Genomic DNA, 25,288 nt, shown 5'->3' on the forward strand with positions numbered 1-25,288 from the left:
GCGGGGTGCGGAGCGCTCTGGCAGCGGCCTTCGATCACGATCTGCGCTTTCGCTGGCGCGGCGAGCAGGTCACGCGCATCGAGAACCTCTCCGACATCGTCTTCGCGCTCGCGCTCGGCATGATCGTCGCGGCGGATGGGGCGGTCGGAACGGTGGGTGCGTTGAACGCTTACGTCGTCGGACTCGTTCCGATCACGGGCGCATTCGCGACGCTCCTCGCGGTGTGGAACGCCCACTTCGTCTTCTTTCGGCGTTACGGCCTCGCGGACAGCCGGATCGTCGGCCTCAACGCCTGCCTCCTCCTGATCGTCCTCTTCACGGCCTATCCCCTCCGCTTCGTCTACGAAGCGCTCTACGCCTACGTCCTCGCCTCATTCGGAGAGATGAGCAGAGCCGAGGCGATGGGCCTCGACTGGAAAGGCGCTCAGACGATCGCGGCCTACTTCGGCGCAGGCTACGCCCTCGTCTATGCCTGCCTGGCGGCCATGTACGGCCATGCCAGTAAGCGCACCGAACTCTTGGTGCTGACGCCGACCGAACACCAGCTCACGCTTCGGGCGCTGTGGCGCTACCGGGTAGCGGCGATGCTCGGCTTTGCGGTCGTGCCCGCGGCGCTGCTCCTGCCCCGCCTGGGCGCCTTCGCGGGCTTCCTTACGCTCCTCGTGACGCCGATCGGCTTCATCCTTGCCCGCCGCTTCCCCCTGCCTGGGGCGGCGGGCGCTGACTACCAGCGCAGCCCGACGCCCGCTCGAAGCGTGTAGACTTCCGTCACGTCGCCCACCGTCGCGGAGACGCCCACCGAAAGCTTCGCGTACTCGTTCTGATAGGCGATGTCCCCGCCGAGGATCGCGGCGCCGTCTTCCTTCTGCTGCGTCAGCGTGAAAGGATCGCCCTCCCCGAAGCGGTAGGTCGCGGTCAGGTCGTCCTCGTCGAGCTCCTGGCTCCACGCCACCGTGAGGCGCGGCTCGATGATGCCGGGAATGCTGGTGTCGTAGCTCGAAGGCCGCAAGTCGAAGCGGCGCCCGACGGTCACCCCGAGGTTCCCCCGCAGGCTCGTCGCGCTGCGGTCGTCCGCCGTCAGCGCGATGACCGCGCCTTGGGGGCCCTCCTCGGCGTAGCCGTCCTCGTCGAGCTTGAGGTAGTCGACGCTGGCGAAGGGCTCAATGTTCCACGCACCGGCGCGACCCTCGTAGCGCACTCTTCCGTAAGCGGACAGCTGCGTGCCGTCCCAGTCCGCGATGACGCTTCGGTTGAGCGTGTTGCCTTGCTCGTCGGTGACGATCTGGACGGTGCGTTCGGATTCCGTCTTCGTCATGCCGTAGGCGACGCGCCCGTCGATCGCGATCGGGCCCAGGACGTCGGCAGCGTACACGCTGCCGGCATAGGTCAGCTGGTCGAAGGGGAAGTCCTCGCCGGACTTCTCGTCGAACCGCCCCGAGGCGATCGAGGCGCTGACACCGACGACGTCGATCGGGCCGAACGGCATGTCCGCGCCGAGCGCGACGACGAAGCCACCGCCGTCGAAGCCGAGCGAGCCTTCGTCCGCATCGCGGTTGACGAACAAGGTCTCCTCTTGAAGCCAGGCCGTCCGTTGCCGCGCACCGCCCTGACGCAGCGCTTCGACGCGTTGCGTGACGATCGAGGTGACCGAGGCGTTCTGCGCGCGAGCGTAGGTAAGCGGACCGTCGAGCGGCGCGGGGAGGAACTGCGAGAAGGCCTCGGAGAACTGTTCTTGCGGCGTGAGCACGGTCTCGCCGCGGCGGCGCTCGAACGTGCCGATGTTGAAGACGGCGGCGCCGAGTTGCGGGTCCGTCGAACCGGCCGCGGCGAGCGCCGAGATCACCGCCGGGTAGGCGGGGGCGAAGGCATCGCCGATCCCGACTTCTGCGGCGCCCTTGCGGCGCAAGGTCAGATCGATGCCCTGGCCGTCCTCCGTGAGGGCGATGTCCTGATCGAACAAGAAGGCGTTGCTGCTCACCGTCCCCTCTCGCAGGGCGGCGATGTCGGCGTTGAACGCGCCGCCCGCGCGTAGGATCGTCGTCGTGAGGTCTCCGTCGAAGGCGGAGGCGAACCGCGTCGCGATCACCGTGTCATCGGACAAGGTGATGTCGCCCGATGCGCTCAGTGAACTGAACGTCGATCCTTCTCCGGCGACCGAGAACAGCAAGGTGCCGCCGTCCGATGTCAGGCTCTGGACCTGAGCCGGCGCCGCTCCGACCAGCGACAGCTCGCCCCCGTCGCGAACGTCCACTGAGAGGTTCTGGGCACCTGTCAGCGTTCCGGCGAAACCAGCGGTGCCCGCGATGCTGAGCGTATCAGCCGTGCCGCCCCCGAAGTCGGCATTGCCGATGAAGCGGGAGTTCAGCAGGGTCAACGTATCGTTGCCGGCGCCGAAACGCAGGGCTGGGCTCGTGACCGTGCTGCCGCCGCTCAGCGCGAGGACGTCGTCGCCGTCGCCGAGATCGATCAGGCCGGAGACCGAGCCGGTCGTCACGGTGAAGCGGTCCGCCCCGGCGCCCAACAACACGTCGCCGCGGATCGCGCCCGCCGTCGTGGTAGAGCCGTCATTGATCAGCTCGATACCCGTCGGGCTCGCGCGGAAGTCGATCGCGATCGCCTGTCGCGCCGTCAGCGCGCCATCGTCCGCCCCCGTCGTGTCGTTTGTGTCGACGTAGTCGCTAACCGATGCGCTGATCGTTCCGGTGTTGACGAAACGGCTGAGGGTGGGAGAGGCGTTCCTTACCGCGACGGCCTGCCCGGTGTCGGTCGTCGCCGTGGCGCTGATCGTGCCGGCGTTGGACACGCGGGAAAGCTCGGCGCCGGAGCCGAGGTCCAGGGCGACCGACCCGACATCGAGGCCGTTCGTGGTCGCGGTGATGCCGCCAGCGTTCCGGAAGCCGCCCTCGACGACTGCGTCGCCGATCACGACCGCACGCGCGTCGGTGCCGAGAACCGGGCTGAACGAGCCCCCACTCGTGACGACCCGTCCGTCGCCGGCAATCGTACCACCGTTGACGATGCCGTAGCCGTCCGCCGCGGGCGCGCCGATCTCGGCGCCGTCGCCAACGTAGAGCGCGCGCCCACTACCGTTCGCGACGAGGACGGCCGCATTGGTCGTCGAGGTCGCAGCCGCGGTGGTCACGCCACCCGCGACCGAACCCGTGATCCGAACGCCGTCGCCGCTTGCGAGCGCGGTCTGGTCGATGGGAGCGGCGTCGCCCGTTCCGCTGCCCTGCGTGGTGAAGGCGCTGGAGCCGATGGTCCCGCCGATCACGACGCCGCCCCCGACGGAGCCGGAAAGATCGAGCCCGGTGGCGCCTATGCCGGCCGCTTGAAAAGTGCTGCCGGCGCTGAGGGTGACGTCGCCGGTGACGGTGCCGCCGATGCGAAGCGCGCTGGCATCCTCACCGGCTGCGCGAAGCGCGCCTGCATTGCTGAACGAACCAGTCAACGTGCCCTCGAGCGACACGGCCGCGCCGCCAGCCGACTCGACGCTGATGCTCGATCCGGAACCCAGGCTGACGTCCCCGGTCAGCGCGGCGTCTTCGGTGAGCAGGAGGCCGTACCGGTCCGCGGGGAACACGGCAGGCGCCTGGTTCCGCACGGTTTCGACCGCGCTTTGAATGGTGATGTCGCCGGCCTGGGTGTAGCTGCCTGCCTGGGCCCCGGTGATCAGCACGCCCCGTGCGCCCACGGCTTCGCCCGAGACGTCGATCGTTCCGTCCATGACGACGTCGGCGTCCGAATCGATCGTCAGCGCGGTTCCGCTGGGCACCGTGATGCTGCCCCCTTCGGTCACCGTGACGTCCCCCGCCGCAGAAGTCGCGATCGGCGTCGTGCGCTCGTTCGCGATTTCGGTCTGCGCCACGGCGCTCGCTGCCATCAGCCCGCTCGCCGCGCCGCTCAACAGGGCAAGGCGGAGCCTCCGCCGGTTCGCCGTTTGCGTCATGAAGTACTCCTGCTTGGGCCGGGCGCCCCCGGCCCGTCGTTGGGGCCGCATCTAGCCCGATCGGGCCTCACGGCGAAGTGACGGTGTGTGAAGGTCTGTTCAGCGCGAAGGGGTGACCCTGACGAGCCGGCCGCCGCGGCCTTCGTCCGCTTCCAGAGCGAGCCAGACCGAGCCATCCGGGGCGACGGCCACGTCCCGCACGCGGCTGCCGAGCTCACCGAAGAGCTCCTCCTGCCGGATAGGATCGTCGGGGTCGATGAGGCGGACGTGCCGATAGGCGAGCGCACTCATCAGGAGCTGGCCGCGCCACGCAGGAAAGAGGACGCCGTCGTAGACGGTGAGCGATGAGGGCGCGATCGACGGCGTCCACTGGACGAGAGGCTGTTCAGTGCCTTCCCACGTCGCGAAGGGCGTGATGAACGCGCCCGAATAGTCCATGCCATAGCTCGCTGCGGGCCAACCGTAGTTCGCGCCGCGCTCGATGAGGTTGAGTTCGTCGCCGCCGCGCGGGCCGTGCTCGGCTTCGAACACGCCGCCGCGCAAGGTCGTGATGGCTTGGGGGTTCCGGTGCCCGTAGGACCAGATCTCGGGCAGAACCCCCGGTACGCCCTGGAACGGATTGTCGGCGGGGGCCCGCCCGTCCCGGTCGAGCCGGAGCACCTTGCCGAGGTGGCTGTCCATCGCCTGCGCCTGATGACGGTAGGCGTAGCCTTCGCCCGACGTCAGCAACAGCGTGCCGTCGCCGAGCCAGGCGATCCGGCCGCCGTAATGGGCGTCGGTCTCCCGGTGGGGCACTGCCTCGAACAGCACCTCCAGCGCTTCCAAGCGCCCCCCTTGCGGCGTCGGCACGTACCGGGCGCGGGCAAGAGCGAGCGTGTTGTCGCCCGTCATTCCCGCCGCATAGGTCAGGTAGAGGAGGCCGGTGCGGGCGAAGTCCGGCGAGGGGCTGACCTCGAAGAGGCCCGCTTGTCCCGCTTCGTAGACCTCCGGCAGCCCGGTGACGGGTTCTTCCAAAAGGCGTCCGTCCCTTACGATCCGCAAGCGGCCGGGACGCTCGCTGACCAACACGTCGCCGGCGCCCGGACCTTCGGGCAGGAAGGCGATAGACCATGGGTGATCGAGCGCGTCGGTAATCGTCTCGACCGTGTAACGAGACGGGTCGGCGCTGGGGGCTTCGCCGATCGTGGGCGCGGGCCCTTGAGGCGGGAGAGCGAGGCTGGCGGCGAGGAAAAGAAGGACAGGCGTCATGCGGTCGAGGGGGTCTTCCGGTCGGCGGCGGTGAGAGTGTTCTTTGCCCCTTAGCCGCCTTGCTTGCCTTTCGGAACGCAGGCGTCCACCTCAGAAGACGCCGCACGGGGCGGCGGTCAAGCTTACGGTCTCATGCGCTTTCTCGGAACCATCGTCGCCTGGCTCGCCGCGAGCGTGATCGCCTACGTCCTCGCCTCGATCGCTTCGACGCAGGTCGTCCTGTCCGGCGTCGAGAGCGTCGGGCGCGACGTCCCCTTGAACGTGAACATCGACACGACGGTCGCCGACATCGCGGGGCTGCGAAGCTACTTCGTCGTGATCCTGATCGGCTTCGCGATCGCCTTCTTCGTCGCGAACCTGGTGGCGGCCATGCTTCCGGCGCTCGCGCCGATCGCGTATCCAGTCGGCGGCGGCATGGCAGTCGCCGTCGCGCTCTTCATCATGAAGAGCCGTTACGGCGTCATGCCGATCTTGGGCGCGCAGACGGAGTTGGGGCTGTGGCTTCAGATCGCGGCAGGCGTCCTCGGTGGGCTTGCCTTCGAGCTGTTTCGGCCTCGAACCGAAGAAGAACGGGCGCAGCGGCTGGATGGTCGCCTGGCCCGTAGGCGCCGGTCGGTCTGACGGCCTAACCTTGAAGGGTCGAAGCGACCGAGTTGGCGTCGTAAGTCTGCGGATCGGAGGGGCGTTCGCCCCGCCCCATCACCACTTCCAGGCTGACGGCCGTCTCGCTCGAGCCTCCGCCGCCTAGAGGCAGCTGCACGCCGAGGCCGACGCCCGAGCTTCGCCCGCCCTTGCCGGCTCCGAGGCCGATCGACGGACCACTCCTGTAGCCGCCCTCGCTCTCTGCCGCCCGGCTGACCACGGTGAACCAGTCATAACCGTCGGCGAGAGCGAGCTCTGCGGCTCGGCGGAGCGCGCCGTCCTCGGCAACCTGCAGGCTCTTGCCCCGATAGACGACGCGGTAGCGCCCTGCCTCGATCGGCTGCTCGCGGTACCCGAGCGCGGAAGGGCTGCTGGCAGGGCCGTAGGCGGCGCCGCTGGCGCAGGCCGCAAGAAGAAGGACGGGGAGAAGACGGGAAGGGCGCATGGGGCGACACTAGCGCGAAGCCGCGCAGCGGCGAAGCACATTCCTCTTCTGTCTCAAGCGCTACGCCTGGTCGCGCCGTCCCGCTTACGCCTCGCTCGCGAGCCTCGCGAAGAGCGCCGCGCGCTCCGCATAGCTCGCATGCGGCGCTCCCGACGGCGCTGCGGGGGAGAAGAGGACGACGCCGCCCGAAGGGCAGTCGGCGCGCGCCGCCGCCACCGCTTCCTCCATGGAGCCGAAGACGGGCCAACCGAGGCTCGCGATCTTCGGCCCCACCTCGCCGAAGCCGAAGACCCTGACGTCGAACGCTGCCATCTCGTCCGCGAGCGCGCGGTAGTCTTGTCCCCGGTCCTTACCGCCGAGGATCAGCCTGACGGGCCGGTCGCGGAACCGGACCAAGGCCTGACGCGTCGCTTCGGGCACCGTGGCGAGGGCGTCGTCGATCCAGAGCCGGCCATCCCTACTCGGCACTCGCGCCTGACGCGAGGGCAGGCCCTCCCAACTCGGCAGGACGGTAAGCAGGGCTGCCAAGACGCCGGACGGACCGAGAGCGGGAAGGGCGGCGGCCGCGGCGATCCTTACGGCCTGCTGGAGGCCGGGGCTCGCGAAGGCGTCACCGTAGGCCGACGGCTCGAACGCCTCCCCGCCAATGCGCAAGCGGCCATCGTCGAGTGGTACGACCGCTTCGGTCGGCACGGTAGTGCCCGGCAGGCCGGCCGCTTCGATGACGGCGGAAGGCGCGACCCCGGGGCAAGGTGGCGTCCACCGGTAGGGCCGGAGCTTCGCTTCCCGATAGGCTGCCTCGCCGCCGTGCCAGTCCGTATGCTCCTTGTAGAGGTTGGTCACGACGTGGCGCCACCGGCGGCCTTCTTCCGGCGCTTGGAGGTCGTGCATCATGTAGGACGACAACTCGACGACGGGCGCCGTCTCCCCCGGTAGAGCCCGGTCCAAGACGGGCCGCCCGATATTGCCGTAAGGCGCGCTCGAGACTCCGCCGGCGGTCAGTAGGGCCGACAGTAGCGCCGTCGTCGAACTCTTCCCCTTCGTCCCGGTCACCGTGACCGTCCCGGTCGGGGCGAGGTTGGCGAGCCAGTAGCCGGTAGGCGTCGTCACCGTCGCGCCGGCATCGAGCGCGGCGCGGTGAAGCGCGTCCTCGGGGGGGACGCCAGGAGAGCGTAGGTAGAGCGTGTCGGGGCCGAGGAGGGATATCGCTTCCTCGATCGTCTCGCTGCCCTCGGCCTTCACGTCGAACAGGCGGACGGGCAGAGCCGTATGACTTTCGAAGTAGCGCTTCGCGGCCTGCCCTTCGACGCCGAGGCCGTGCAACAGGACGTGAGTGACGCTCACAGGCGCTCTGCCGCCCGGCGGTAGCGCTCGGGAACGCTGGTGACGTCCGGCAGCGGCGTGCGTGCCCTCGCCCAGGCCTGCTCGAGCGAGGCCTCGCTCTCCTGAGCGAGCACCCTCGGCAGGAAGCTCCGGGTCGCCAGCCGCGCCCGGCCCCACTCGGTAGTCGAGAGCGTCCAAAGCGTCGCGCGGCTCTCCTCGATCGTGCCGACGCAGTCCCACGGCTTGATGTCCGTCAGGCCGAGGAGCTGTTCGTAGTAGGGCTGGAGGGCGGGGCGGTCGAGGAAGACGCCGCCGAATGCCGTCTCCGTCTCCTCGGGGGTGAGGTGCGGGCCGAGGATGAGGCTCGTGAAGGCGCACTTCGCGCACGCCCCGCACCAACGGGCGCTCGCATCGCCTGCGAGCCGGAAGTTCCGGTTGCAGCTCGTGAAGCGTGGGAAGGCTTCCTTCAGCGTCGCGAACGTCTCGCCGATCCAGACCTCGGAGTAGGGGCGGAGGATCGAGAAGGGCAGGGGCGCGCCGGGGGCCGCTTCGGCGACCGCGGTGTCGAGCAGCGCCTCGAAGCGGGACGACTTCGAGTCCTGGTGGTTCGCTTCGATGCGCCCGAGCCGCATGGTCGGCTCGTCCGCCGAACGCTCGTTGGCGAACACGACGGCGCCGTGACCCGTCAGCATCGCATAGACCGTAAGGACCAGCATGTTGATGGCGGTGATGGGGACGTGGCCGTTGAAGGCGCTTTCCAGTGCCGAGAGCTTCGGGTCGAGGCGCCGGTGAAGCAGCGTGACGGGGGCCGGCGCGGTCGCCTGGATCGCGTTCCCGACCGCATCGGAGAGGATGACCGCAGCGAGGTGCACGTCCTCGCCTGCCGCCTGCACGATGGCGCGCGCGACGTGCGAATCCTTGCCGCCGCCGAAGGCGACCAAGGCCGGCCCCTCGGCGGGGGGCGCCGGGGCGAGGGCGGGGGGCGCCGGAGCGAACTTCATCTCGGTATCGGGCGGAAAGTCGAGCCCGGCTCTCACGAAGAACTCGGCGAGACCGTCCGCGTAGAGACGGCGCGCCATGCCGCGCCCGGCCGGTCCCAGCGCGGGGAAGGTGATCCTCTTCGCCGCCGCCGCCTTGTAGGTGCTGACGCCGAGGGCGACGTGCAGCAGGGTAAGCAGGCGCGAGAGGGCCTCGCCGGGGTCGGCCGGCATGGGGGTGTCCGGAAACCAGACCCGTTCCTCGAACCGGCCGAAACGTCCGCATTCGAAGGCGAAGACGGCCGTGCCGTCCTCGATCCGCCAGTCGGCGAAGGCGAAGTTCTCGGTGCGGGGTAGGCTGTTCGGCACGCCCTGCGCTTAGAGCCCGCCGCCCATCGAGGGAAGCGGTCGCGTCGCGAACCGCTCAGTGAAAGCGGACCGACGCGATCACCCGGCCGAGCGCGAGGCCGGTCTCTCCTTCCTGCCACCGATGGAGGACGGGCCCGCCCGCATCTTCGAGCAGCACGAGTTCGCCGCTCAGGGGGCGCCGCCGCTCCGTGTCGAGGACGAAGAGCGTCTCGGAAGGAATGCCGGATCGGGGTTCCGCCTCCGGCAGGAAGACAGCCACGAGCCTGCCGCCGCCATAGGTGATCGGCACGTAGTCGGTCGCGACCTCATGCGGATCGAGCTGGCCGGTCACGACGCGGGACAGGCTGTTGGGCGTCAGGATCGGTACGTGCTGCAACGGTCGTCGCAGGTAGGGCGCGCCGGGGCTCGTGTCCTGCTCGCGCCCGGACCGCTCGCCACCCGCGAGCCAGCCGAGCGAGACGCTAAGCGCGTCGGCGATCTTGGCGAGCATGAGCTGGCGGGGGTCATGGACTCCCGCCTCCCAATTGGCCACGGTCGGTTGGGTCACGCCGAGCCGCTTGGCGAGCGCGCCTTGGTTGAGGCCGAGCGCCTTGCGGGCCGTTCGGATCCGAAGACCGATAGTGCCGCCCTCTGCGGACGTGGACGCTAGAGGCTTGCCAGCACTCACTGAATCTCCTCCGGCACCGTGTCTTTTCGTCCTGCGCCTCTATAGGACAAGGTTATAGGGACGGGTCCGGCGTAGCACAGACTTCCACAGATCACGCGTTTGTTAAGCTATTGGCGTCCCGAAATCGGACTTCCTACAAGGCCGTCCTATAGACAAGTTCCGAAGGCAGCGCTTACAAAGTCACAGCCGCAGCAGGGAGATTCGCATGTCGGATTATTGTTCTTCGGACGGTGCGAACCGTCTTCAAGTACTAATCGCGGACTACTGGCGGAAGAAGGGCTTCGACGTGAACGTCGAGCTCGTTCAACAAGGCTTCGTCTCGACCATGCGGTCGTCCCGCTATGACGTTCGCAGCGACATGGTCAACGGCATGCCTCGCCGAAACATGTCGGGCGAGACTGCCTAAGAAACGTCCCCGGTTCGTCCGCCCAGCGACCGGATCTTCTCGAACAGCGCTTCGAAGTCCTCGAAGCGCTGTTCGTCCTTCACGGCGTGGCTCGTTTCGAAGCTGCCATAGCCGAACTCTGCGAGCAGCACCGGCATGCCTGCGGCCCGGCCCGCCGCAAGGTCGGTCGGCGTATCGCCGATCATCACGCCCCGCGCGCGCCCCGTCCTGCGCTGGATCTCGATGAGCGGTGCCGGGTCGGGCTTGCACCGATCGAGGCTGTCGCGAGCCAGGACGACATCGAACCACTTCGTCAAATCGAGGGCATCCAGGAGCGGGAAGGCGAGCTTCTCCACCTTGTTCGTGCAGACCGCGAGCGCTGCGCCCGCCTCGGCCAGCTGCGCGAGGGCATCCTCACAACCGCCGAAGGGGCGGGTGCGTTCGGCGATCCGCGCCGCGTAGCGATCCACGTAGCGGGTGACCAACACGTCGCCCTCCTCGCCCTCGGGGAAGCGGCGGCCATGCTCTGCGTAGCCGCGTCGCAGGAGCGCCCGCGCGCCTTCCCCGACGAGGTGACGCACCTCCCTCTCGGGCAAAGGCGCCATTCCCTCCTCGCCGAGGATTACGTTCATCGCCTCGGTAAGGTCCGGCGCGCTGTCGACGAGCGTGCCGTCGAGGTCGAAGATGACGACGAGATCCGAGAACGGGCGGTCGGGGGGAGTGGTGGCCATGGGCCCCCCTAGAGGCGGTGGACCTCCGGCGCTACAGGCGGAACGCAACCGTCAGGAGTCCGCATGACCGCGATCGCCAGCGTCGTCCTCGCCGCAGGCCAGGGCACGAGGATGCGTTCCTCCCTGCCCAAGGTCCTCCACGAAGTTGGCGGCCTCCCCATGCTCGGCCACGTCCTGAACGCCGCGGCGGCGCTTGGCGCGGCCCGGCAGGTCGTCGTGGTCGGTGCTATGTCGCCTCGGGTCGGTGCGGCGGCGGGGGATCTGGCCGAAGGCGTCGAGATCGCCGTGCAGGATCCGCCCCGCGGCACGGCCGATGCGGTCTCCGCCGCCCTGCCGAAGCTGGAGGGCTTCGAGGGCATCGTCCTCGTCCTCTACGCGGACACGCCGCTCGTGACGGCGGAAACGCTGGGCCGAATGGCGAGGGCGATCGACGACGGGGCAGCGCTCGCCGTCCTCGGCTTCGAGCCGGACGAGCCCGGCGCCTATGGTCGCCTGGTCACGGACGGGTCGGGCGCGCTCGATCGGATCGTCGAGGCGAAGGACGCGAGCGCCGACGAGCTCGCGGTTCGGCTCTGCAATGCAGGCGTGATGGCGGTGCGTTCGGACGTCCTGCGGGCGCTTCTTCCGCGGATCGGGAACCGGAATGCCAAGAGCGAGTTCTACCTCACCGACCTGGTCGGCCTGGCGCGAGGCGCCGGGGAGCGCGCGGCGGTCGTTAAGGCTTCCGCCGAGGAGGTTTCGGGCGTCAACGACCGGGCCGAACTCGCCGCGGCCGAGGGCGTGTTCCAACGGCGTGCGCGGCTTGCCCTCGCCCTCGCGGGGGTCACCCTGCGTGATCCGGCGACGCTATACCTCTCGCACGACACGCAAGTGGGCCAGGATGTCGTGATCGGACAGAACGTGGTGGTCGGCCCTGGCGTCAGGATCGAGAGCGGCGCCCGGGTCGAGGCCTTCTGCCATCTCGAAGGCTGCGTGATCGAGGCCGGCGCAAGCGTCGGGCCCTTCGCCCGTCTTCGTCCGGGCACGAAGGTCGGAAAGGGCGCAAAGGTCGGTAACTTCGTCGAAGCGAAGAAGGCCGTCCTCGGCGAAGGCGCCAAGGTCGGCCACCTCACCTATCTCGGCGACGCCGAGGTAGGCGCGGACGTCAACATCGGCGCTGGCACCATCACCTGCAACTATGACGGCTACGAAAAGCATGTCACGCGGATCGGTGCGCGCGCCTTCATCGGGTCGAACTCGTCCCTCGTCGCCCCGGTCACGGTCGGGGAGGGGGCTTATGTCGGCTCCGGATCCGTGGTGACCGACGACGTGCGGAGCGATGCGTTGGCTCTCGCTCGAGGGCGCCAGGTCGAGAAGCCCGGATGGGCGGTTTCGTTCCGCGAGCGGAAGGAGAAGTAGCCATGTGCGGCATCGTCGGCATCTTGGGTGGCGGAGACGTCGCGTCCGGCCTCATCGAAGGGCTCCAACGGCTCGAGTATCGCGGCTACGATTCGGCGGGCATCGCGACCGTGGCGGACGGACGGCTCGACCGGCGCCGCGCCGTCGGCAAACTCGCCCGCCTGCGCGAGGTCGTGGCGAAAGACCCGCTGCCGGGCGCGGTCGGCATCGGCCACACCCGCTGGGCGACCCATGGACGCCCCACCACCGCCAACGCCCACCCGCATACGGGCCTCCGCGTCGCCGTCGTTCACAACGGCATCATCGAGAACTTCGCCCGCCTGCGCGAAGCGCTCACGGCCAAGGGCGTCCGCTTCGAGTCCGAGACCGACACCGAGACGATCGCCCAGGCGATGGGACAGGCGCTCGCCGAGGGACAGAATCCCCGCGACGCCTTCGAAGGCACGCTCGCCCGGCTCGAGGGCGCCTTCGCGCTCGCCGTCCTTTTCGAGGACGAGCCCGACACGCTCTACTGTGCCCGACGCGGCAGTCCGCTCGCGATCGGGCGGGGGGTCGGCGCTTCCGAAGGCGAGATGTATGTCGGCTCCGACGCCTACGCCCTCGCGCCCTTCACGAACCGGGTCACCTACCTCGCCGATGGCGACTGGGCGGCGGTCACGCGGCGCGGGTTCGAAGTCTTCGGCGAGGATGGCCTGCCTGCGAAGCGTACCGAGCAGATCTCGGACGCCGCCGCCGCCCTCGTCGACAAGGGCGAACACCGGCACTTCATGGCGAAGGAGATCCACGAGCAGCCCGAGGTCGTGGGTCATACGATCTCGGCCTACCTCGACCCCGTCGCCCGCCGCGTGACGCTGCCCGAAGGAGGCCTCGACTTCGGCCGGATCGACAAGCTCACGCTCTCCGCTTGCGGCACCGCCTACTACGCCGGGCTGATCGCGAAGTACTGGTTCGAAACCTACGCGAAGCTTCCCGTTGAGGCGGACATCGCCTCGGAGCTTCGCTACCGAGACGTGCCCTACATGCCAGGCGGCGCGGCGCTCTTCGTCAGCCAGTCGGGCGAGACGGCGGACACCCTCGCCGCGCTCAAGGACGCGAAGGCGGCGGGCCAGCAGACCTGTGCCGTCGTCAACGTGCCCGAGAGCACCATGGCGCGCGAAGCGGACGCGATCTATCCGACCCACGCCGGTCCCGAGATCGGCGTGGCGTCGACCAAGGCTTTTACCTGTCAGCTCGCGACGCTGGCCTGCCTCGCGATCGGCGCAGGCGTGGCTCGCGGCGTGCTCAGCCGCGAGGAGGAGGAGCGGCTCGTCGGCGCCCTCCTCGAGGTGCCGCGCCACCTCGCCGAAGCCTTGGCCATGGACGAAGCGCTGAGGGACCTCGCACACGAGATGTCGGGGGCGCGGGACGTCCTCTACCTCGGCCGGGGCGTCAGCTTCCCGCTGGCCATGGAGGGCGCGCTCAAGCTCAAGGAGATCAGCTACATCCATGCCGAGGGCTACGCCGCGGGCGAACTCAAGCACGGGCCCATCGCACTGATCGACGAGGCGGTCCCCGTCATCGTCCTCGCCCCCAAGGACGCGCTCTTCGAGAAGACCGTCTCCAACATGCAGGAGGTCATGGCCCGGGGCGGCAAGTGCTGCCTCATCTCGGACGAAGCGGGGCTGGCGGAGGCGGCGCGGGGCGGCGAGCTGTGGGGGCGGGTTCCGGTACCGAGCCTGCCCGAGGGGCGGCTGACGGGCCTCCTCGCGCCGCTCATCTACGCGGTGCCGGTGCAGCTACTTGCCTACCACGCCGCGGTGGCGAAGGGCACCGACGTCGATCAGCCCCGCAACCTCGCTAAGTCCGTTACCGTCGAGTAACACGCCAGACGTGCAAGTCCAGCGCGGTATCGCGCCGTAACACAGCGTGACTTCGGCTTTCCGGCGCCCGAAACCATATTGCAACCGCGAACGCTCAGGTCCGGTACCGCTGTGTCGGCCTGGGACGCGAAGGTGAGGTCATGGTGATCGCAGTTGCACAGGCGAGAACGGTCCGCGCGTCGGTCGCGTGCGAAGGCATTGGCCTTCACAGCGGCCGAGCGGTCGCGCTTGCCCTTCGGCCTGCGCCCGCCGGTACGGGTGTCCTCTTCCGCCGGATGGACCTGCTCGAAGGCGGCGCGGGTGATCAGTCGGAGCGGCTCTCCCGCGTGACGATCCCGGCGACGCCCTTCCACGTCGCGTCGACGACCCTCGGGACCGTGCTCTCGAACGTTCACGGTGCCTCCGTCTCGACGGTCGAGCACTTGATGGCTGCGCTGGCTGGCTGCGGCATCGACAACGCGATCGTCGAGCTCGACGGTCCCGAAGTCCCGATCATGGACGGCAGCGCCGAACCCTTCCTCGAGGCGATCGAACGTGTCGGCGTCAGGTCTCTGCCCGCCCCCCGCCGCGCGCTGCGCGTCACCGCGCCGATCCACGTCGGTCACGGAGACGCCATGGCCGTGGTCGAGCCGCTGGACGCGGACGAGGCTCCTGCCTTCCGGGTCGACGTCACCGTCGACTATCCCGACCAGTTGATTGGCCGCCAGCAGCTGACGCTGAAAGGTTCGGCGGACGCGTTCCGCCGCGACGTCGCGGCGGCGCGGACCTTCTGCTACCTCTCCGACGTCGAAGCCATGCGGGCGCAAGGATTGGCGCTCGGCGGATCGCTCGACAACGCCATCGTCGTCGCGGACGGCGCGGTCCTCAACGAAGAAGGGCTGCGGTTCGACGGCGAGTTCGTCCGGCACAAGACCCTCGACCTGATTGGCGACCTGCATCTTCTCTGCAAGCCCGTCATCGGTCGGGTGACGGCCTACAAGCCGGGCCACACGCTCAATACCATGCTCGCTGCGGCCATCGCGGCCTCCACCGACGTGGAGGTCGTGACCCTGCTCGATGCGGACCAAGCCCGCGGCCGCATCCTGGCCTGAACAGGGTTTCACCTGCCAGCGCGGCGTCGCCATTTGCGTCCCTGCGCATCGCTTCATACAAACGTGACCGACGACAAGACCGGGCGGGGCAGGGGCCCCGCCGCCCCGAGGATCCGTTCATGCTCAAAGCCGCCCCGCTCCTGGCCCTCGTGCTGACGACGACGCTCGCTTCCTGTGCGTCTCGCGGTGACGAAGAGCGCTTCGCCTACGTCGAGGAGCCGGTCGAGAAGCTCTACGGCGAGGGCGCCGAGCAACTCGAGCGCAAGCGCTACGAAGAGGCGATCGCCTACTTCGCCGAAGTGGAGCGGCAGCACCCCTACTCGGCATGGGCGCGCCGCGCGATGCTGATGACGGCCTACGCCCAGTACCGAACCAACGACTACGAAGACTCGATCGCCTCGATCGAGCGCTTCCTCGCGATCCACCCCGGCAACAAGGACGCCGCTTACGCCTACTACCTCAAGGCGATGAACTTCTACGAGCGGATCAGGGACGTGGGCCGCGACCAGGACATCACGCGCAACGCGCTCACGGCGCTCGAAGACGTCATCCGCCGCTACCCGGAGAGCGAGTACGCCCGCGATGCCCGGCTGAAGATCGACCTCACCCGCGACCACCTGGCCGGCAAGGAGATGGACGTCGGGCGCTGGTACCTGCGGGAAGGCCAGCTGGTCGCGGCGCTCGGCCGGTTCAACACGGTGATCGAGCAGTACCAGACGACGAGCCAAGTGCCCGAAGCGCTTCACCGCTCGGTCGAGGCCTACCTTCAGCTCGGCATCGTTCCCGAGGCTAAGCGTTACGCCGCGCTTCTGGGGCACAACTTCCCCGATTCCGCCTGGTACCGCGACACCTACCGCCTGTTCGAATCGCGCGACCTGCAGCTCGTGGCGGAGAGCCCGAAGGCCCGCCCGGAGCTGCCAAGCGCGACGCCGGCAGCGAAGGACGAAGAGACGCCCGAGGTCAGCGCCGCGCTCGCCCCGCCGACACGGTGAGACGTCAGCTTTCGAGGTCGATCCGGTAGGTCTCCATCACCGGATTGGCGAGCAGACGCTGGCACATCCGCTCTGCCTCGGCGCGGGCTTCGGCCTCGTCGGTCTGCGGCAGGTCGAGCTCGATCATCTTGCCCTGACGCACGCCCGACACGCCCTCGAAACCGAGGCCGTGAAGCGAGCTCTCGATCGCCTTGCCCTGCGGGTCGAGGACGCCGGATTTGAGGGTGATGGTCACGCGTGCCTTCACTTCGGCTCTCCGTCGTTCGAGCTGACGAGAACGGGACCGTTCGCCTTGCCCGGCTTGTCGTCGTCGCGAAGTACGCCGAGGCGCCGCGCGACTTCTCTATACCCCTCGACGACACCGCCCAGATCCTTGCGGAAGCGGTCCTTGTCCATGATCTCGCCGGTCTTGTCGTCCCAGAGGCGGCAGCAGTCCGGGCTGATCTCGTCGGCGAGGATCAGCCGGACCATCTCGCCCTCGTACTGGCGGCCGAACTCGAGCTTGAAGTCGACGAGGCGGATGCCAGCGCCCGCGAAGAGGCCCGACAGGTAGTCGTTCACGCGGAGCGCATAGGCCATCATGTCGTCGATCTCCTGGGGGCTGGCCCAGTTGAACGCCGTGATGTGGTCCTCGGAGACCATCGGATCGCCGAGCTTGTCGTCCTTGTAGTAGAACTCGACGACCGAACGGGGCAGGGCGTCGCCCTCCTGCAGGCCGAGGCGTTTCGCGATCGAACCGGCAGCGACGTTGCGGACAACGACCTCGAGGGGGATGATCTCGACGTGGCGGATCAGCTGCTCGCGCATGTTGATGCGGCGAATGAAGTGCGTCGGCACGCCGACCCGCTCAAGGCCCGACATGATGAACTCGGAGATTCGGTTGTTGAGGACGCCCTTGCCTTCGAGCACGGCGTGCTTCTGGTTGTTGAACGCCGTCGCGTCGTCCTTGAAGTGCTGGATCAGGGTGCCGGGTTCCGGGCCCTCGTAGAGGATCTTCGCCTTCCCCTCGTAGATCTGCTTACCGCGCGCCATGCGGGGCTCCTGTCGTCGGTCGTCTCGTTCTCTTTGGAAGCCCGGGCGCTAGCACGCAGGGGGGAGGGGCGCAAAGCCGTTTGCACCCCGCGCGAGCTGGCCTAGTCTTACGGTCTTACTGCCGGAGCCTTGCCCATGACCACCTTCGACGATCGCGAGCGCCAGTTCGAAGCCAAGTTCGCTCACGACGCGGAGGCGCGCTTCAAGATCGAGGCGCGCCGCGACAAGCTGCTCGGCGCCTGGGCGGCCGAAGTGCTGGGTCTCGAGGGGGACGCGGCGACGGACTACGCGCGTAGCGTCGTGCGTGCCGACCTCGAGGAGCCGGGCCCCGAGGATGTCTTCCGCAAGCTGCGGTCCGACCTCCCGAAGAAGCTGTCCGATCACGACATCCGCAAGAAGATGGCGGAGTGCCTCGACCAGGCGATGAAGCGCGAGGCGCAGTCGTAGGGGCGATCAGAACGACAGTTCGGCGCTGAGGCCCCAAGTCCGGGGGGGCGACCGGAAGGTGTCGTAGCCGATGAAGCCGTAGCCGGAGACGGCGACGTCCTCGTTCGTCAGGTTGCGGCTCCAGAGCGAAACGCGTGCGCCCCGCGGCAAGGTCAGGCCGACCTCGGCGTTGAGCATGGTGTAGGCCTCCTGGCGCCGTTCCGTCAGGCCTTCCGCGTCCAGGTAGAAGCCGCTCGAATGCTTCGCGTCGGCGCGGGCGAAGAGACCGAATCCTTCCGCAAGCGGTCTTTCGTAGGATGCGGCGAGGACTGCCGTGACGTCCGAAGCGAAGGGCAAGGAGTTGCCGCCGAACGCCTCGTTGGCGCCGGCGCCTTGCTGGATCTCGGTATCGAGCAGCGTCACGCTGCCCTCCACCTCGAAGCCTTCGAAGAGCCTCAGCGCCGCGCTCGCCTCGGCGCCCCAGACCTCGGCCGCGTCGAGGTTCGACAGCGAGTTCGAGACGATGACGCCGCCGTCCGGCTGGGGGAAGTCGACGAAGATGCGGGCCTGCGGATCGTCATAGTCCTGATGGAACAAGGCGCCCTCGATCCGCGCGACGCCGACGCGCCCTTTGTAGCCGAGCTCCAGCGCGCCCACCGTCTCGGCACCGAACAGGCCCTCGTCTTGGTAGTGGCCCGCATTGTTCGCGACCTCGCCGTTGAAGCCGCCCGACTTGTAGCCCGTCGCGTAGGACAGGTAGACGGTCTGCGACGGCGCCACCCGCCAGCGCAGGGCCCCGTTTCCGGTCAGCCGGTCGTCCTCGATCACGTTCGAGCCCACCGCCGCGCCGAGTCCGTCACGGTCGTTATAAGCGCGCGTGCCGTCGGCGAAGAGGTGGATGCCGAAGCCCTCGCCCTCGATCCGCTCGTAGGTCCAGCGCCCGCCCAGGGTTAGCGTCAGAGTGTCCGTCACCATCACGTCGTTGCTCGTGAAGACGGCCGCGGTCCGGCGATCCTGATTGATTCGCGTCAGCAGGCTGAGGACTTGTGAATCCGAGGCCGGGGTCGGCCCGACCCGGCCCGGCGCACCGACGTACGGGCAGGTGCCCGTTTGCGCCGCGCGGTCGAGCGCGCCGCACCAGATCAGGTAATCCTGGGCGAAGTCGTCAGCCGATCCGTGGAGGCCGATCATGGTGGACAGTCGGCCGAAGGTCCGACTGCCGCGCAACTCCTCGCTCCACTGAAAGAAGTTCCGGTCGTAGGACAGGTTCGCGTTGAGATTCGGATCGCCGTAAGGCGCGGGCGTCCCGTCGAAGTCGAAGCCGTAATCCTGACTGTAGGCTTCGTAGGCGGTCAGCGAGAAGAGGTCCCAGCCGCCCGCTTCGCCGGAGAGCTCGAGCCGTCCGCCCCAGAAGTCGTTGTCCGTGTCCCGCACACCGTCGGCGCCGACGGCGATCTCGTGGTCCGCAAGATCAAGCGTGTCGTTGCGCGGCGAGGCGTTGACGCCGCCCTCGTGCTCGTAGTGGCCGGAGAGAAGGACCTCGACGCCGCCCTCGCGTAGAACGCTGCCGCGCAGGCCGAACGCCTCGCGGACGCCGCCCGCCTCGCGCGGACCTGCGACGTTGTCGAGGAACGGCCCCTGTCGCAGGACCCGGCCTGCGAGCCGGCCGTAGACGCCCTCCGCCAGCTGCGTCCCGCCGGCGGCTTCGACGTCCGCGTAGCCTTTGTTGCCCGCCCCAACGCGGAGTGAGCCAGGCTGGTCCGGTCCCGGCCGGACGCTGACGAAGTCGATCGCGCCGCTCGAGGCGTTGCGGCCGTAGAGCGTGCCCTGCGGTTCTTTCAGGACCTCGGCCCGGGCGAGATCGTAGAGCAGAAAGCCCGTCTGTACGTTGGTCGCGAGGAAGACGCCGTCGCGATAGACCGCCGCCGCCCCGGGGGTCAGCGCCTGGTGATCCACCGCGCCGATGCCGCGGATCTGGAAGACGGGCTGGCTGCCGTTCGCTACCGCGACCTGCACGCCGGAGAGAAGGCTCGCCACGTCCTCGGCACCGCGCAGCCTGCCTGGCTCCTCACCGAGCGTAAGGACGTCCACGCTGGCGGGGATATCTTCGATCGCAGCGGCCGTCTTCGTCGCGGTGACGACGATGGTGTCGGCTTCTTGCGCGAGGGTCGGCGTAGCGAGAAGAGCGAAGGCGAGCGGCGGCAAGCGTCGGAGCACGGGCGGAAGCGTCCTGGTTGGCGGAATGGGATCATGCCCGGTAGGGCGCGCCGCCTTGTCTGTGAACCCTTGCTACGCCTGTTCTTTCCGGTCCCAGCGCTCGATCCGCGCGTCGTGGTCGTTGCGCCCGTCCGAAGCGACGCGGCGCAGAGGGGTGACCGTCCAGTCCGCCTCGTCCAGGGGCGGGAAGCGCGTGTCGCCCTCGACCTCGGCTTCGATCACGGTGAGGTAGATCCGGTCCGCTCTCGGCAGGGCCTCGGCGTAGACCGCGCCGCCGCCGATGACGCAGACCTCGTCCGCGCCCGTCTCCGCGCCCCATTCGTTCGCGAGGGCGAGGCCGTCCTCGATCGTGCTCGCGACCTGGACGCCGCCCGGGGCGAAGTCCGTCTGACGCGACAGGACGATGTTCTCGCGGCCGGGCAGGGGGCGGCCGATGCTCTCATAGGTCGTCCGCCCCATGATCACCGGCTTGCCGAGCGTGACTTCCTTGAACCACTTCAGATCGCCGGACATGCGCCAGGGCAGGCCGCCATCTCTGCCGATGACGCGGTTCTCCGCCATCGCCACCACCAGCGCTACGGGCAGGCCGCTCAAACCGCCACCGGCGCCTTGATCGCGGGATGCGGGTCGTAGCCTTCCACGCTCACGTCCTCGAAGCGCAGGTCGCGCACGTCCTTCAGCCCCGCATCGATCGTCAGCCGGGGGAGGGGCCGGGGCTCACGCGAAAGCTGCTCTCGGGCTTGATCGAAGTGGTTGTGGTAGAGGTGGGCGTCGCCGAAGGTGTGGACGAAATCGCCGGGGCGAAGGCCCGTGGCCTGCGCCATAGCGTGGGTCAGGATCGCGTAGCTCGCGATGTTGAAGGGCACGCCGAGGAAGATGTCGGCCGAGCGCTGGTAGAGCTGGCAGGAAAGCCTTCCGTCTGCGACGTAGAACTGGAACAGGCAGTGGCAGGGCGCCAGCGCCATCTCCTGCAACTGTCCCGGGTTCCAAGCCGACACCACGAGGCGGCGGGAGTTGGGATCGCGCCGGATCAGGTCCTGCACCTCGGCGATCTGATCGACCACGCCGCCGTCCTTCTTCGGCCAGGAGCGCCACTGCGCGCCGTAGACCGGGCCGAGGTCCCCGTTCTCGTCGGCCCACTCGTCCCAGATCGAAACCTTGTTCTCGCGCAGATAGGCGATGTTGGTCTCGCCGCGCAGGAACCAGACGAGCTCGTGGATCACCGATTTGAGGTGAACCTTCTTCGTCGTGACGAGCGGGAAGCCTTCTTCGAGGTCGAAACGAAGCTGGCGGCCGAAGACGCTCCTGGTCCCGGTGCCCGTCCGGTCGGGGCGGTCCGTGCCCGTCTCCAGCACGTCGCGCATCAAGGCGAGGTAGGCATCCATGGCGCGCTCTCCAGGGAATCAGCGTCAGGCGGCGACGCTAGCAGGTCGGCGCGCGCGAGGGGCCCGTGTTTTCCCGAGACGCTTAGGCGTTCTCGACCAGCTTGAGATCGGTTTCGACCTTCTCGCCGTCCTTCTTCTTCGGGCCGTGATAGTCGGTCACGCCGTGGGCCAGAGCGTAGCAGGCGAGGCGGACCGAGAGCGGGATCTTCACCTTCTCGCCGTCCCGCTCGCCCTTCTCGTAGTACTGAATCATACGCCGCTTGAGGCCGAGCGCCTCTGCCGCGTCCTTCTGCGAGAAGCCGAGCGACTTGCGCCAGCGCTTGAAGTCCTGCTTGTCCATGCGCGCTCTGTACGCCCTTTTGATTGCAGTTTGATAACAATATGGGGGCGCGGCCTTCTCCGCGAGGGGGTGGGCTGCTATATGAGTGGGGACGCCTCGTGCGCCTATGGCGATAAACGGCGATCGTAATAAACGGCCCGGACCCGGGGGCAGTACCCGGCGGCTCCACCAGAGGGCGTCCTCCCGACACCGGGGGCGGCTTGCGGCGGGGCCGAAACAGCATCGACGGACGTGTAGAGGATCGGCTTTTGCTCGGGTGACCTCCGTTATTTGGTCAACCATGAATAGTTGCCAACGACAACAACATGGAAGGTGTCGCCCTCGCTGCGTAAGCAGCGCGGAGATACCGCACTTTAAGTCCTAGGGCTTTTCCCGTCCTAGGCGGGGCCGCCGGGGGCCTGGCAACAGAACCCCGGCACTTTCATTCTTAGTGGCGCTACCGGCGGGCTGACCGCCCGCCTGCTTGAGCGCGGGCTGGCGGCACGGGCCTTTGGCCTGTGCGCCAGCGGGCGCGCAGCGGGCAGCCGTTCTCGTCCGCCCGTCGTGCGGTATGAGGTAGTCCGGGGTGTCCCGCGCGCGGCTCGCCGCAGTTCGGGGTGGTAGTAGGTTGTCTGCGGCGCAAGGGGTCCCACACCCTCGCTCGCTGCGCGGCACGAAGTCCTCCACGCTCCTCAGCGCGATCCGCCGGGGCCGTTCTTCAGCTCGCCCGGCGCGTGTCTGGCCTGACCAAGTGGGATGCATTCCATCATCCAGACTTCGCCAGCACGTGACCTCGTGGCGGCAGGCAAGGGAGACGTCAGCTGTCCGCCCAGCCCCGGCCCTGCCGCGACGAGACAAGAGTGCCATAGGCTAAGAACGTGGGGACAAGTTCGCCGCCTTCCTGGTTCTGCGCCAGGAACCCTGTGCGTTCTGCGCCGTTAGCCTCGGACATGGCGCGAGGGGGCGGGACCGGACGAGTCGTGCGCCTGGCCGCGCCTAGATCGGACCAGGGAGACTGTCATGACCACTATTCTCGGCCTGCTTCTCGGCGGCACGGCGCTCGCGCTGCCGCTTCAGGAAGCCGAGGGCGCGCAGCTGGAGCCTTCCTGCCAAGAGCTCATCGATGCCGTCCAGTCGGCGAGCGAGGACGGGCTGCAGATCCCGATGACCCTGACCCAGGCGCGCCGCGTCGCCTATCGCGGCGAAGCGCAGCCCTGCGAACGGGCGCTGGCCCGGGTCGAGCAGCAATTGGCAGCGGCCGAACCGGCGCAGCCGCTGGCGCCCACCCCGCCGCCGGAGCGCCTCGTCGCGCCCGCCCAAGGCGAGGACCGGCCGACCCGCCCCGAGCCCGACCCCGCCGCGCGGATCGACCGGACAGAAGTCGATCGGCCAGAAGCTGACCGGACAGAAACCGACCAAATAGAAACCGAGGCCCAGACCGAGGTTCAGCGCGAGACGAGAACGGCGGCCGACGTCGATACCGTTCGGGTCGTAACGCCCCAGCCGCGCGTTTCGGTCGAGCAGTCGCCGCCGAACGTATCGGTGCGGCAGGCTCAGCCCAACGTCTCCGTGCGCCAGGCGGAGCCCGAGATCGTGGTGCGGATGCAGCAGCCCACGGTCAGGGTGCAGATGCCGCGCCCGACCATCACCATCGAGCAGCCGCAGCCGGAGGTCATCGTCCGCCTGCCGGAACCGCAGGTCGGCGTGACCCAAGCGCAACCGCAGGTCGAAGTGCGCCAGGCGCCGCCCACTGTCTCCGTCCAGCAGCCCGAGCCCAGCGTACGCGTCTCGGAGGGCAGCGTTCCCGAAGAGGGCGCGGGGGTCGCAGGCGAAACCGGCGTCAGCGTCCGCCAGCAAGCGCTGATCGACGTACAGCAGGCCGAGCCCGAAGTTCAGATCGAACAGGCCGAGGGCGAGCCGCAGGTCGACTACGCCAGCGCCGACCCTCAGGTCCGCATCGAAGGCGGCGACCAGCCCGACGTTCAGATCGAGGGCGGCGAGGCGCCGAACGTCGAGTTCCGCCGGACCGGCGAGGTTCAGGTCCGCGTCCTGCGCGGCGACGAACCCGTCCCGCCCGCGCGGGCGCAAGCCTCGCAGAACGCCGAGGCCCCGCAGCAGGCCATGCAGACCGCCCCGCGCGGTGCGACGACCGAGCTTCGTACCGAGAACGTCCGCGGAGCCGGGCTCATCAACGAGGAGGAGGACGAGCTCGGCGAGGTCGCCGACGTCGTGGAGCGGGACGGTCAGACCTTCGCCCTCGTCAAGGCGGGCGGCTTCCTCGGGCTCGGCGAGCGGTCGGTGCTCGTGCCCCTCGGCGACTTGTCCTTGCGCGGCAACCGTCTGGTGGCGGCCGGGTACACGCAGGACCGGCTCGAAGCGATGCCGGAGGCCGAGGCGGACAGCTATCGGCGAAGCGAAGCGGAGACCGTGACGGTCGCCAGCCAGGGCGGCTGACGCGCGCTCAGGGAGCGGCGCCCTCTTCGGGGCCGCTCAGCGTTTCGAGGTAGGCGATGACGTCCCGGCGGTCCGCCTCGTTCGGCATGCCGGGATAGGCCATGCGGTTGCCGGGCACGAAGCCCTGGGGGTTCGCGAGGTAGGCGTCGAGGCTCTCTTCGTTCCAGACGAGGCCCGAGCGCTTCATCGCCGCCGAGTAGGCGAAGTCGGCATGGTGCGCGGCGGGGGCGCCGACGACGCCCCATAGGTTGGGGCCGACCCTGTGCCCCGTGCCTTGCGCCACCTCGTGGCAGGTCCGGCAGATCTGCGCCAAGCGCTGGCCATAGGCGGCATCGGGCGGCGCGGCGAGCCTGTCCGCGGTCGTCCTCTGCGGCGGGGCCTCCGTCCCTTGGCCGCAGGCGGACAGGACGACGAGGAGACAAAGAGCCAGGATGCGCATGACGCCGCGCTAGCGGGCCGCTACACACCGGTCCACGGCAGAAGGCGTCGCAGGGCGACGAGGGACGAGGACAATGGATCTCAAGACCGCCATCCGGGCGATCCCGGATCATCCGAAGCCGGGCATCGTCTATCGCGACATCACGCCGCTCATGGCGGACGGCGAGGCGTTCAGGCGAACGGTCGAAGGCTTGGCGAGCGCGTTCAAGGCGCATCGGATCGACAAGGTCGCAGGCATCGAGGCGCGCGGCTTCGTCTTCGGCGCCGCGCTGGCGACCGCGCTCGGGGCGGGCTTCGTGCCGGTCCGGAAACGGGGCAAGCTGCCGCACGACACGATCTCGCGGTCCTACAGCCTGGAGTACGGCGAGGACGTCCTCGAGCTGCACCGCGACGCGGTCGCGCCGGGCGAGCGCGTCCTCCTGATCGACGACCTCATCGCGACCGGCGGCACGGCGGTCGCGGCGGCGGAGCTGCTGGCGGAGCTCGGCGCGCGGCCCGTCGCCTGCGCGTTCGTCATCGAGCTCGAAGGCTTGGGCGGCCGCGAGGCGCTGGCCGGCCTGACGGACGAGGTGTTCAGCCTCATGCAGTTCGGGGACGATTGAACATGGCGGCGCTCTCTCCCCGGGCCGGGGCGGCCGGCCTCCTGATGATGGCGGTCGGCGGCGAGGACGCGACCGAGATCGAGCGCGACGCGGTCGACGCCGTGCTGATGAAGCTCTTCCTCCTGACCCGGCCGAAGACCGCGCAGCTGCGGGCCGAGGCGGAGGGCGCGGACGCCGAGAGCGCGGCGGAAGCGGCGCGCGTCCTCGACGCGGACGAGAAGGAACGGCTCGTGAGCGCGCTGTGGCAGCTCGGCGGGGACGGCGAGGCGATGCGGGCGGTGCAGACCCGCTTCGGCCTGTCCGAAGAGCGCCTCGCCGCGCTGAAGCCGACGAACTGAT

25 protein-coding genes and 1 other RNA gene are annotated in these 25,288 nt (G+C 68.9%); 12 read left to right on the forward strand and 14 right to left on the reverse strand.

Annotated features, from left to right (window positions below; all coding sequences use genetic code 11):
• Positions 1 to 5 precede the first annotated feature (5 nt).
• The gene (locus tag GGQ59_RS04645; RefSeq protein WP_183816245.1) at positions 6 to 761 is read left to right on the forward strand and encodes a TMEM175 family protein; all 756 of its coding nucleotides are present in this window, start codon (positions 6 to 8) and stop codon (positions 759 to 761) included.
• Here the strand turns inward: GGQ59_RS04645 and GGQ59_RS04650 are convergent.
• Complete coding sequence (locus GGQ59_RS04650) at positions 725 to 3,949, reverse strand: autotransporter outer membrane beta-barrel domain-containing protein (RefSeq protein ID WP_183816248.1); 3,225 nt, start codon at positions 3,947 to 3,949, stop codon at positions 725 to 727. The two genes, GGQ59_RS04645 and GGQ59_RS04650, sit on opposite strands and share 37 nt — an antisense overlap.
• A gap of 99 nt (positions 3,950 to 4,048) precedes the next feature.
• Positions 4,049 to 5,197 carry a PQQ-dependent sugar dehydrogenase gene (locus GGQ59_RS04655; RefSeq protein ID WP_183816250.1) on the reverse strand — a complete coding sequence of 383 codons (1,149 nt, stop codon included), beginning with the start codon at positions 5,195 to 5,197 and terminating at the stop codon, positions 4,049 to 4,051.
• 132 nt (positions 5,198 to 5,329) lie between these two features.
• On the opposite strand from GGQ59_RS04655, the gene GGQ59_RS04660 reads away from it, so the two are divergent.
• On the forward strand, positions 5,330 to 5,818 hold the full coding sequence (locus tag GGQ59_RS04660) for a hypothetical protein (protein ID WP_183816252.1): 489 nt from the start codon (positions 5,330 to 5,332) through the stop codon (positions 5,816 to 5,818).
• Between the two features lie 4 nt (positions 5,819 to 5,822).
• Here the strand turns inward: GGQ59_RS04660 and GGQ59_RS04665 are convergent, their stop codons facing one another.
• The 4 genes from GGQ59_RS04665 to GGQ59_RS04680 form a co-directional block, all read right to left on the reverse strand.
• Complete coding sequence (locus tag GGQ59_RS04665) at positions 5,823 to 6,284, reverse strand: CC0125/CC1285 family lipoprotein (protein WP_183816254.1); 462 nt, start codon at positions 6,282 to 6,284, stop codon at positions 5,823 to 5,825.
• An 84-nt stretch (positions 6,285 to 6,368) separates the two neighbouring features.
• The gene (locus GGQ59_RS15370; protein WP_183816256.1) at positions 6,369 to 7,628 is read right to left on the reverse strand and encodes a Mur ligase family protein; all 1,260 of its coding nucleotides are present in this window, start codon (positions 7,626 to 7,628) and stop codon (positions 6,369 to 6,371) included.
• Complete coding sequence (locus tag GGQ59_RS15375) at positions 7,625 to 8,953, reverse strand: MurL-like N-terminal domain-containing (RefSeq protein WP_183816258.1); 1,329 nt, start codon at positions 8,951 to 8,953, stop codon at positions 7,625 to 7,627. Before GGQ59_RS15375 ends, GGQ59_RS15370 begins: the two co-directional genes overlap by 4 nt.
• Before the next feature lie 55 nt (positions 8,954 to 9,008).
• Entirely contained in the window at positions 9,009 to 9,620 is a 612-nt protein-coding gene (locus tag GGQ59_RS04680; protein ID WP_221400865.1) for a helix-turn-helix domain-containing protein, read from the reverse strand.
• A gap of 205 nt (positions 9,621 to 9,825) precedes the next feature.
• On the opposite strand from GGQ59_RS04680, the gene GGQ59_RS04685 reads away from it, so the two are divergent.
• Entirely contained in the window at positions 9,826 to 10,026 is a 201-nt protein-coding gene (locus GGQ59_RS04685) for a hypothetical protein (RefSeq protein ID WP_183816260.1), read from the forward strand.
• On the opposite strand, the gene GGQ59_RS04690 is transcribed toward GGQ59_RS04685, so the two are convergent.
• Complete coding sequence (locus GGQ59_RS04690; protein WP_183816262.1) at positions 10,023 to 10,736, reverse strand: HAD-IA family hydrolase; 714 nt, start codon at positions 10,734 to 10,736, stop codon at positions 10,023 to 10,025. The two genes, GGQ59_RS04685 and GGQ59_RS04690, sit on opposite strands and share 4 nt — an antisense overlap.
• 63 nt (positions 10,737 to 10,799) lie before the next feature.
• Between GGQ59_RS04690 and glmU the strand changes: the two genes are divergently transcribed.
• The 4 genes from glmU (at position 10,800) to GGQ59_RS04710 (ending at position 16,076) form a co-directional block, all read left to right on the forward strand.
• Positions 10,800 to 12,134: a bifunctional UDP-N-acetylglucosamine diphosphorylase/glucosamine-1-phosphate N-acetyltransferase GlmU gene (glmU, locus tag GGQ59_RS04695; RefSeq protein WP_183816264.1), complete on the forward strand. Its 1,335-nt coding sequence runs from the start codon at positions 10,800 to 10,802 to the stop codon at positions 12,132 to 12,134.
• A 2-nt stretch (positions 12,135 to 12,136) separates the two neighbouring features.
• A complete protein-coding gene (gene glmS, locus GGQ59_RS04700) occupies positions 12,137 to 13,993 on the forward strand; it encodes a glutamine--fructose-6-phosphate transaminase (isomerizing) (RefSeq protein ID WP_183816266.1) in 1,857 nt (618 codons plus the stop codon).
• Positions 13,994 to 14,133: 140 nt separating this feature from the next.
• Positions 14,134 to 15,084 carry a UDP-3-O-acyl-N-acetylglucosamine deacetylase gene (lpxC, locus tag GGQ59_RS04705; protein ID WP_183816268.1) on the forward strand — a complete coding sequence of 317 codons (951 nt, stop codon included), beginning with the start codon at positions 14,134 to 14,136 and terminating at the stop codon, positions 15,082 to 15,084.
• 119 nt (positions 15,085 to 15,203) lie between these two features.
• Complete coding sequence (locus tag GGQ59_RS04710; protein WP_183816270.1) at positions 15,204 to 16,076, forward strand: outer membrane protein assembly factor BamD; 873 nt, start codon at positions 15,204 to 15,206, stop codon at positions 16,074 to 16,076.
• Positions 16,077 to 16,080: 4 nt separating this feature from the next.
• Here GGQ59_RS04710 and purS read toward each other — a convergent pair whose 3' ends face one another.
• Both purS and purC read right to left on the reverse strand, forming a co-directional pair.
• Positions 16,081 to 16,323 (reverse strand): phosphoribosylformylglycinamidine synthase subunit PurS, encoded by a 243-nt coding sequence (gene purS, locus GGQ59_RS04715; RefSeq protein ID WP_183816272.1) that lies wholly within the window; start codon positions 16,321 to 16,323, stop codon positions 16,081 to 16,083.
• Positions 16,320 to 17,108, reverse strand: a complete 789-nt coding sequence (purC, locus tag GGQ59_RS04720) for a phosphoribosylaminoimidazolesuccinocarboxamide synthase (protein ID WP_183816274.1) — start codon at positions 17,106 to 17,108, stop codon at positions 16,320 to 16,322. The genes purS and purC overlap by 4 nt, the downstream gene beginning before the upstream one ends.
• 135 nt (positions 17,109 to 17,243) lie before the next feature.
• Between purC and GGQ59_RS04725 the strand changes: the two genes are divergently transcribed.
• Positions 17,244 to 17,555 carry a DUF1476 domain-containing protein gene (locus tag GGQ59_RS04725; RefSeq protein WP_183816276.1) on the forward strand — a complete coding sequence of 104 codons (312 nt, stop codon included), beginning with the start codon at positions 17,244 to 17,246 and terminating at the stop codon, positions 17,553 to 17,555.
• Positions 17,556 to 17,561: 6 nt separating this feature from the next.
• Here GGQ59_RS04725 and GGQ59_RS04730 read toward each other — a convergent pair whose 3' ends face one another.
• From GGQ59_RS04730 to GGQ59_RS04745, 4 genes are all read right to left on the reverse strand, one after another.
• Positions 17,562 to 19,751, reverse strand: a complete 2,190-nt coding sequence (locus GGQ59_RS04730; RefSeq protein ID WP_183816278.1) for a TonB-dependent receptor domain-containing protein — start codon at positions 19,749 to 19,751, stop codon at positions 17,562 to 17,564.
• A gap of 72 nt (positions 19,752 to 19,823) precedes the next feature.
• Positions 19,824 to 20,312, reverse strand: a complete 489-nt coding sequence (locus GGQ59_RS04735; RefSeq protein ID WP_221400898.1) for a dihydrofolate reductase — start codon at positions 20,310 to 20,312, stop codon at positions 19,824 to 19,826.
• A gap of 29 nt (positions 20,313 to 20,341) precedes the next feature.
• Entirely contained in the window at positions 20,342 to 21,136 is a 795-nt protein-coding gene (locus tag GGQ59_RS04740) for a thymidylate synthase (RefSeq protein WP_183816280.1), read from the reverse strand.
• 82 nt (positions 21,137 to 21,218) lie between these two features.
• Positions 21,219 to 21,476 carry a helix-turn-helix domain-containing protein gene (locus GGQ59_RS04745; RefSeq protein WP_183816282.1) on the reverse strand — a complete coding sequence of 86 codons (258 nt, stop codon included), beginning with the start codon at positions 21,474 to 21,476 and terminating at the stop codon, positions 21,219 to 21,221.
• Between the two features lie 51 nt (positions 21,477 to 21,527).
• Here GGQ59_RS04745 and ssrA point away from each other — a divergent pair.
• Together ssrA and GGQ59_RS04755 are read left to right on the forward strand one after the other, a co-directional pair.
• Positions 21,528 to 21,896: a transfer-messenger RNA gene (ssrA, locus tag GGQ59_RS04750) on the forward strand.
• A 579-nt stretch (positions 21,897 to 22,475) separates the two neighbouring features.
• On the forward strand, positions 22,476 to 23,909 hold the full coding sequence (locus tag GGQ59_RS04755) for a PRC-barrel domain-containing protein (protein WP_183816284.1): 1,434 nt from the start codon (positions 22,476 to 22,478) through the stop codon (positions 23,907 to 23,909).
• Between the two features lie 7 nt (positions 23,910 to 23,916).
• On the opposite strand, the gene GGQ59_RS04760 is transcribed toward GGQ59_RS04755, so the two are convergent.
• Positions 23,917 to 24,348: a c-type cytochrome gene (locus tag GGQ59_RS04760; RefSeq protein WP_183816286.1), complete on the reverse strand. Its 432-nt coding sequence runs from the start codon at positions 24,346 to 24,348 to the stop codon at positions 23,917 to 23,919.
• Between the two features lie 73 nt (positions 24,349 to 24,421).
• Here GGQ59_RS04760 and GGQ59_RS04765 point away from each other — a divergent pair, with 73 nt between their 5' ends.
• Positions 24,422 to 24,949: an adenine phosphoribosyltransferase gene (locus GGQ59_RS04765; protein WP_183816287.1), complete on the forward strand. Its 528-nt coding sequence runs from the start codon at positions 24,422 to 24,424 to the stop codon at positions 24,947 to 24,949.
• Between the two features lie 2 nt (positions 24,950 to 24,951).
• Positions 24,952 to 25,287, forward strand: a complete 336-nt coding sequence (locus GGQ59_RS04770; protein WP_183816289.1) for a hypothetical protein — start codon at positions 24,952 to 24,954, stop codon at positions 25,285 to 25,287.
• The last annotated feature ends 1 nt before the right edge of the window (position 25,288 follow it).

This window comes from Parvularcula dongshanensis (assembly GCF_014199615.1).
Lineage (GTDB): Bacteria > Pseudomonadota > Alphaproteobacteria > Caulobacterales > Parvularculaceae > Parvularcula > Parvularcula dongshanensis.

Excerpts from the sequence above, each read along its gene's own strand:
- GGQ59_RS04755 (WP_183816284.1), top strand. The coding sequence starts at position 22,476 with ATGACCACTATTCTCGGCCTGCTTCTCGGCGGCACGGCGCTCGCGCTG.
- GGQ59_RS04655 (WP_183816250.1), bottom strand. The coding sequence starts at position 5,197 with ATGACGCCTGTCCTTCTTTTCCTCGCCGCCAGCCTCGCTCTCCCGCCT.
- GGQ59_RS04690 (WP_183816262.1), bottom strand. The coding sequence starts at position 10,736 with ATGGCCACCACTCCCCCCGACCGCCCGTTCTCGGATCTCGTCGTCATC.
- GGQ59_RS04765 (WP_183816287.1), top strand. The coding sequence starts at position 24,422 with ATGGATCTCAAGACCGCCATCCGGGCGATCCCGGATCATCCGAAGCCG.
- purC (WP_183816274.1), bottom strand. The coding sequence starts at position 17,108 with ATGGCGCGCGGTAAGCAGATCTACGAGGGGAAGGCGAAGATCCTCTAC.
- GGQ59_RS04725 (WP_183816276.1), top strand. The coding sequence starts at position 17,244 with ATGACCACCTTCGACGATCGCGAGCGCCAGTTCGAAGCCAAGTTCGCT.
- GGQ59_RS04650 (WP_183816248.1), bottom strand. The coding sequence starts at position 3,949 with ATGACGCAAACGGCGAACCGGCGGAGGCTCCGCCTTGCCCTGTTGAGC.
- GGQ59_RS04660 (WP_183816252.1), top strand. The coding sequence starts at position 5,330 with ATGCGCTTTCTCGGAACCATCGTCGCCTGGCTCGCCGCGAGCGTGATC.
- GGQ59_RS04685 (WP_183816260.1), top strand. The coding sequence starts at position 9,826 with ATGTCGGATTATTGTTCTTCGGACGGTGCGAACCGTCTTCAAGTACTA.
- GGQ59_RS04735 (WP_221400898.1), bottom strand. The coding sequence starts at position 20,312 with ATGGCGGAGAACCGCGTCATCGGCAGAGATGGCGGCCTGCCCTGGCGC.
- glmS (WP_183816266.1), top strand. The coding sequence starts at position 12,137 with ATGTGCGGCATCGTCGGCATCTTGGGTGGCGGAGACGTCGCGTCCGGC.
- GGQ59_RS04665 (WP_183816254.1), bottom strand. The coding sequence starts at position 6,284 with ATGCGCCCTTCCCGTCTTCTCCCCGTCCTTCTTCTTGCGGCCTGCGCC.
- lpxC (WP_183816268.1), top strand. The coding sequence starts at position 14,134 with ATGGTGATCGCAGTTGCACAGGCGAGAACGGTCCGCGCGTCGGTCGCG.
- GGQ59_RS04740 (WP_183816280.1), bottom strand. The coding sequence starts at position 21,136 with ATGGATGCCTACCTCGCCTTGATGCGCGACGTGCTGGAGACGGGCACG.
- GGQ59_RS04760 (WP_183816286.1), bottom strand. The coding sequence starts at position 24,348 with ATGCGCATCCTGGCTCTTTGTCTCCTCGTCGTCCTGTCCGCCTGCGGC.
- glmU (WP_183816264.1), top strand. The coding sequence starts at position 10,800 with ATGACCGCGATCGCCAGCGTCGTCCTCGCCGCAGGCCAGGGCACGAGG.
- GGQ59_RS04770 (WP_183816289.1), top strand. The coding sequence starts at position 24,952 with ATGGCGGCGCTCTCTCCCCGGGCCGGGGCGGCCGGCCTCCTGATGATG.
- GGQ59_RS04710 (WP_183816270.1), top strand. The coding sequence starts at position 15,204 with ATGCTCAAAGCCGCCCCGCTCCTGGCCCTCGTGCTGACGACGACGCTC.
- GGQ59_RS04745 (WP_183816282.1), bottom strand. The coding sequence starts at position 21,476 with ATGGACAAGCAGGACTTCAAGCGCTGGCGCAAGTCGCTCGGCTTCTCG.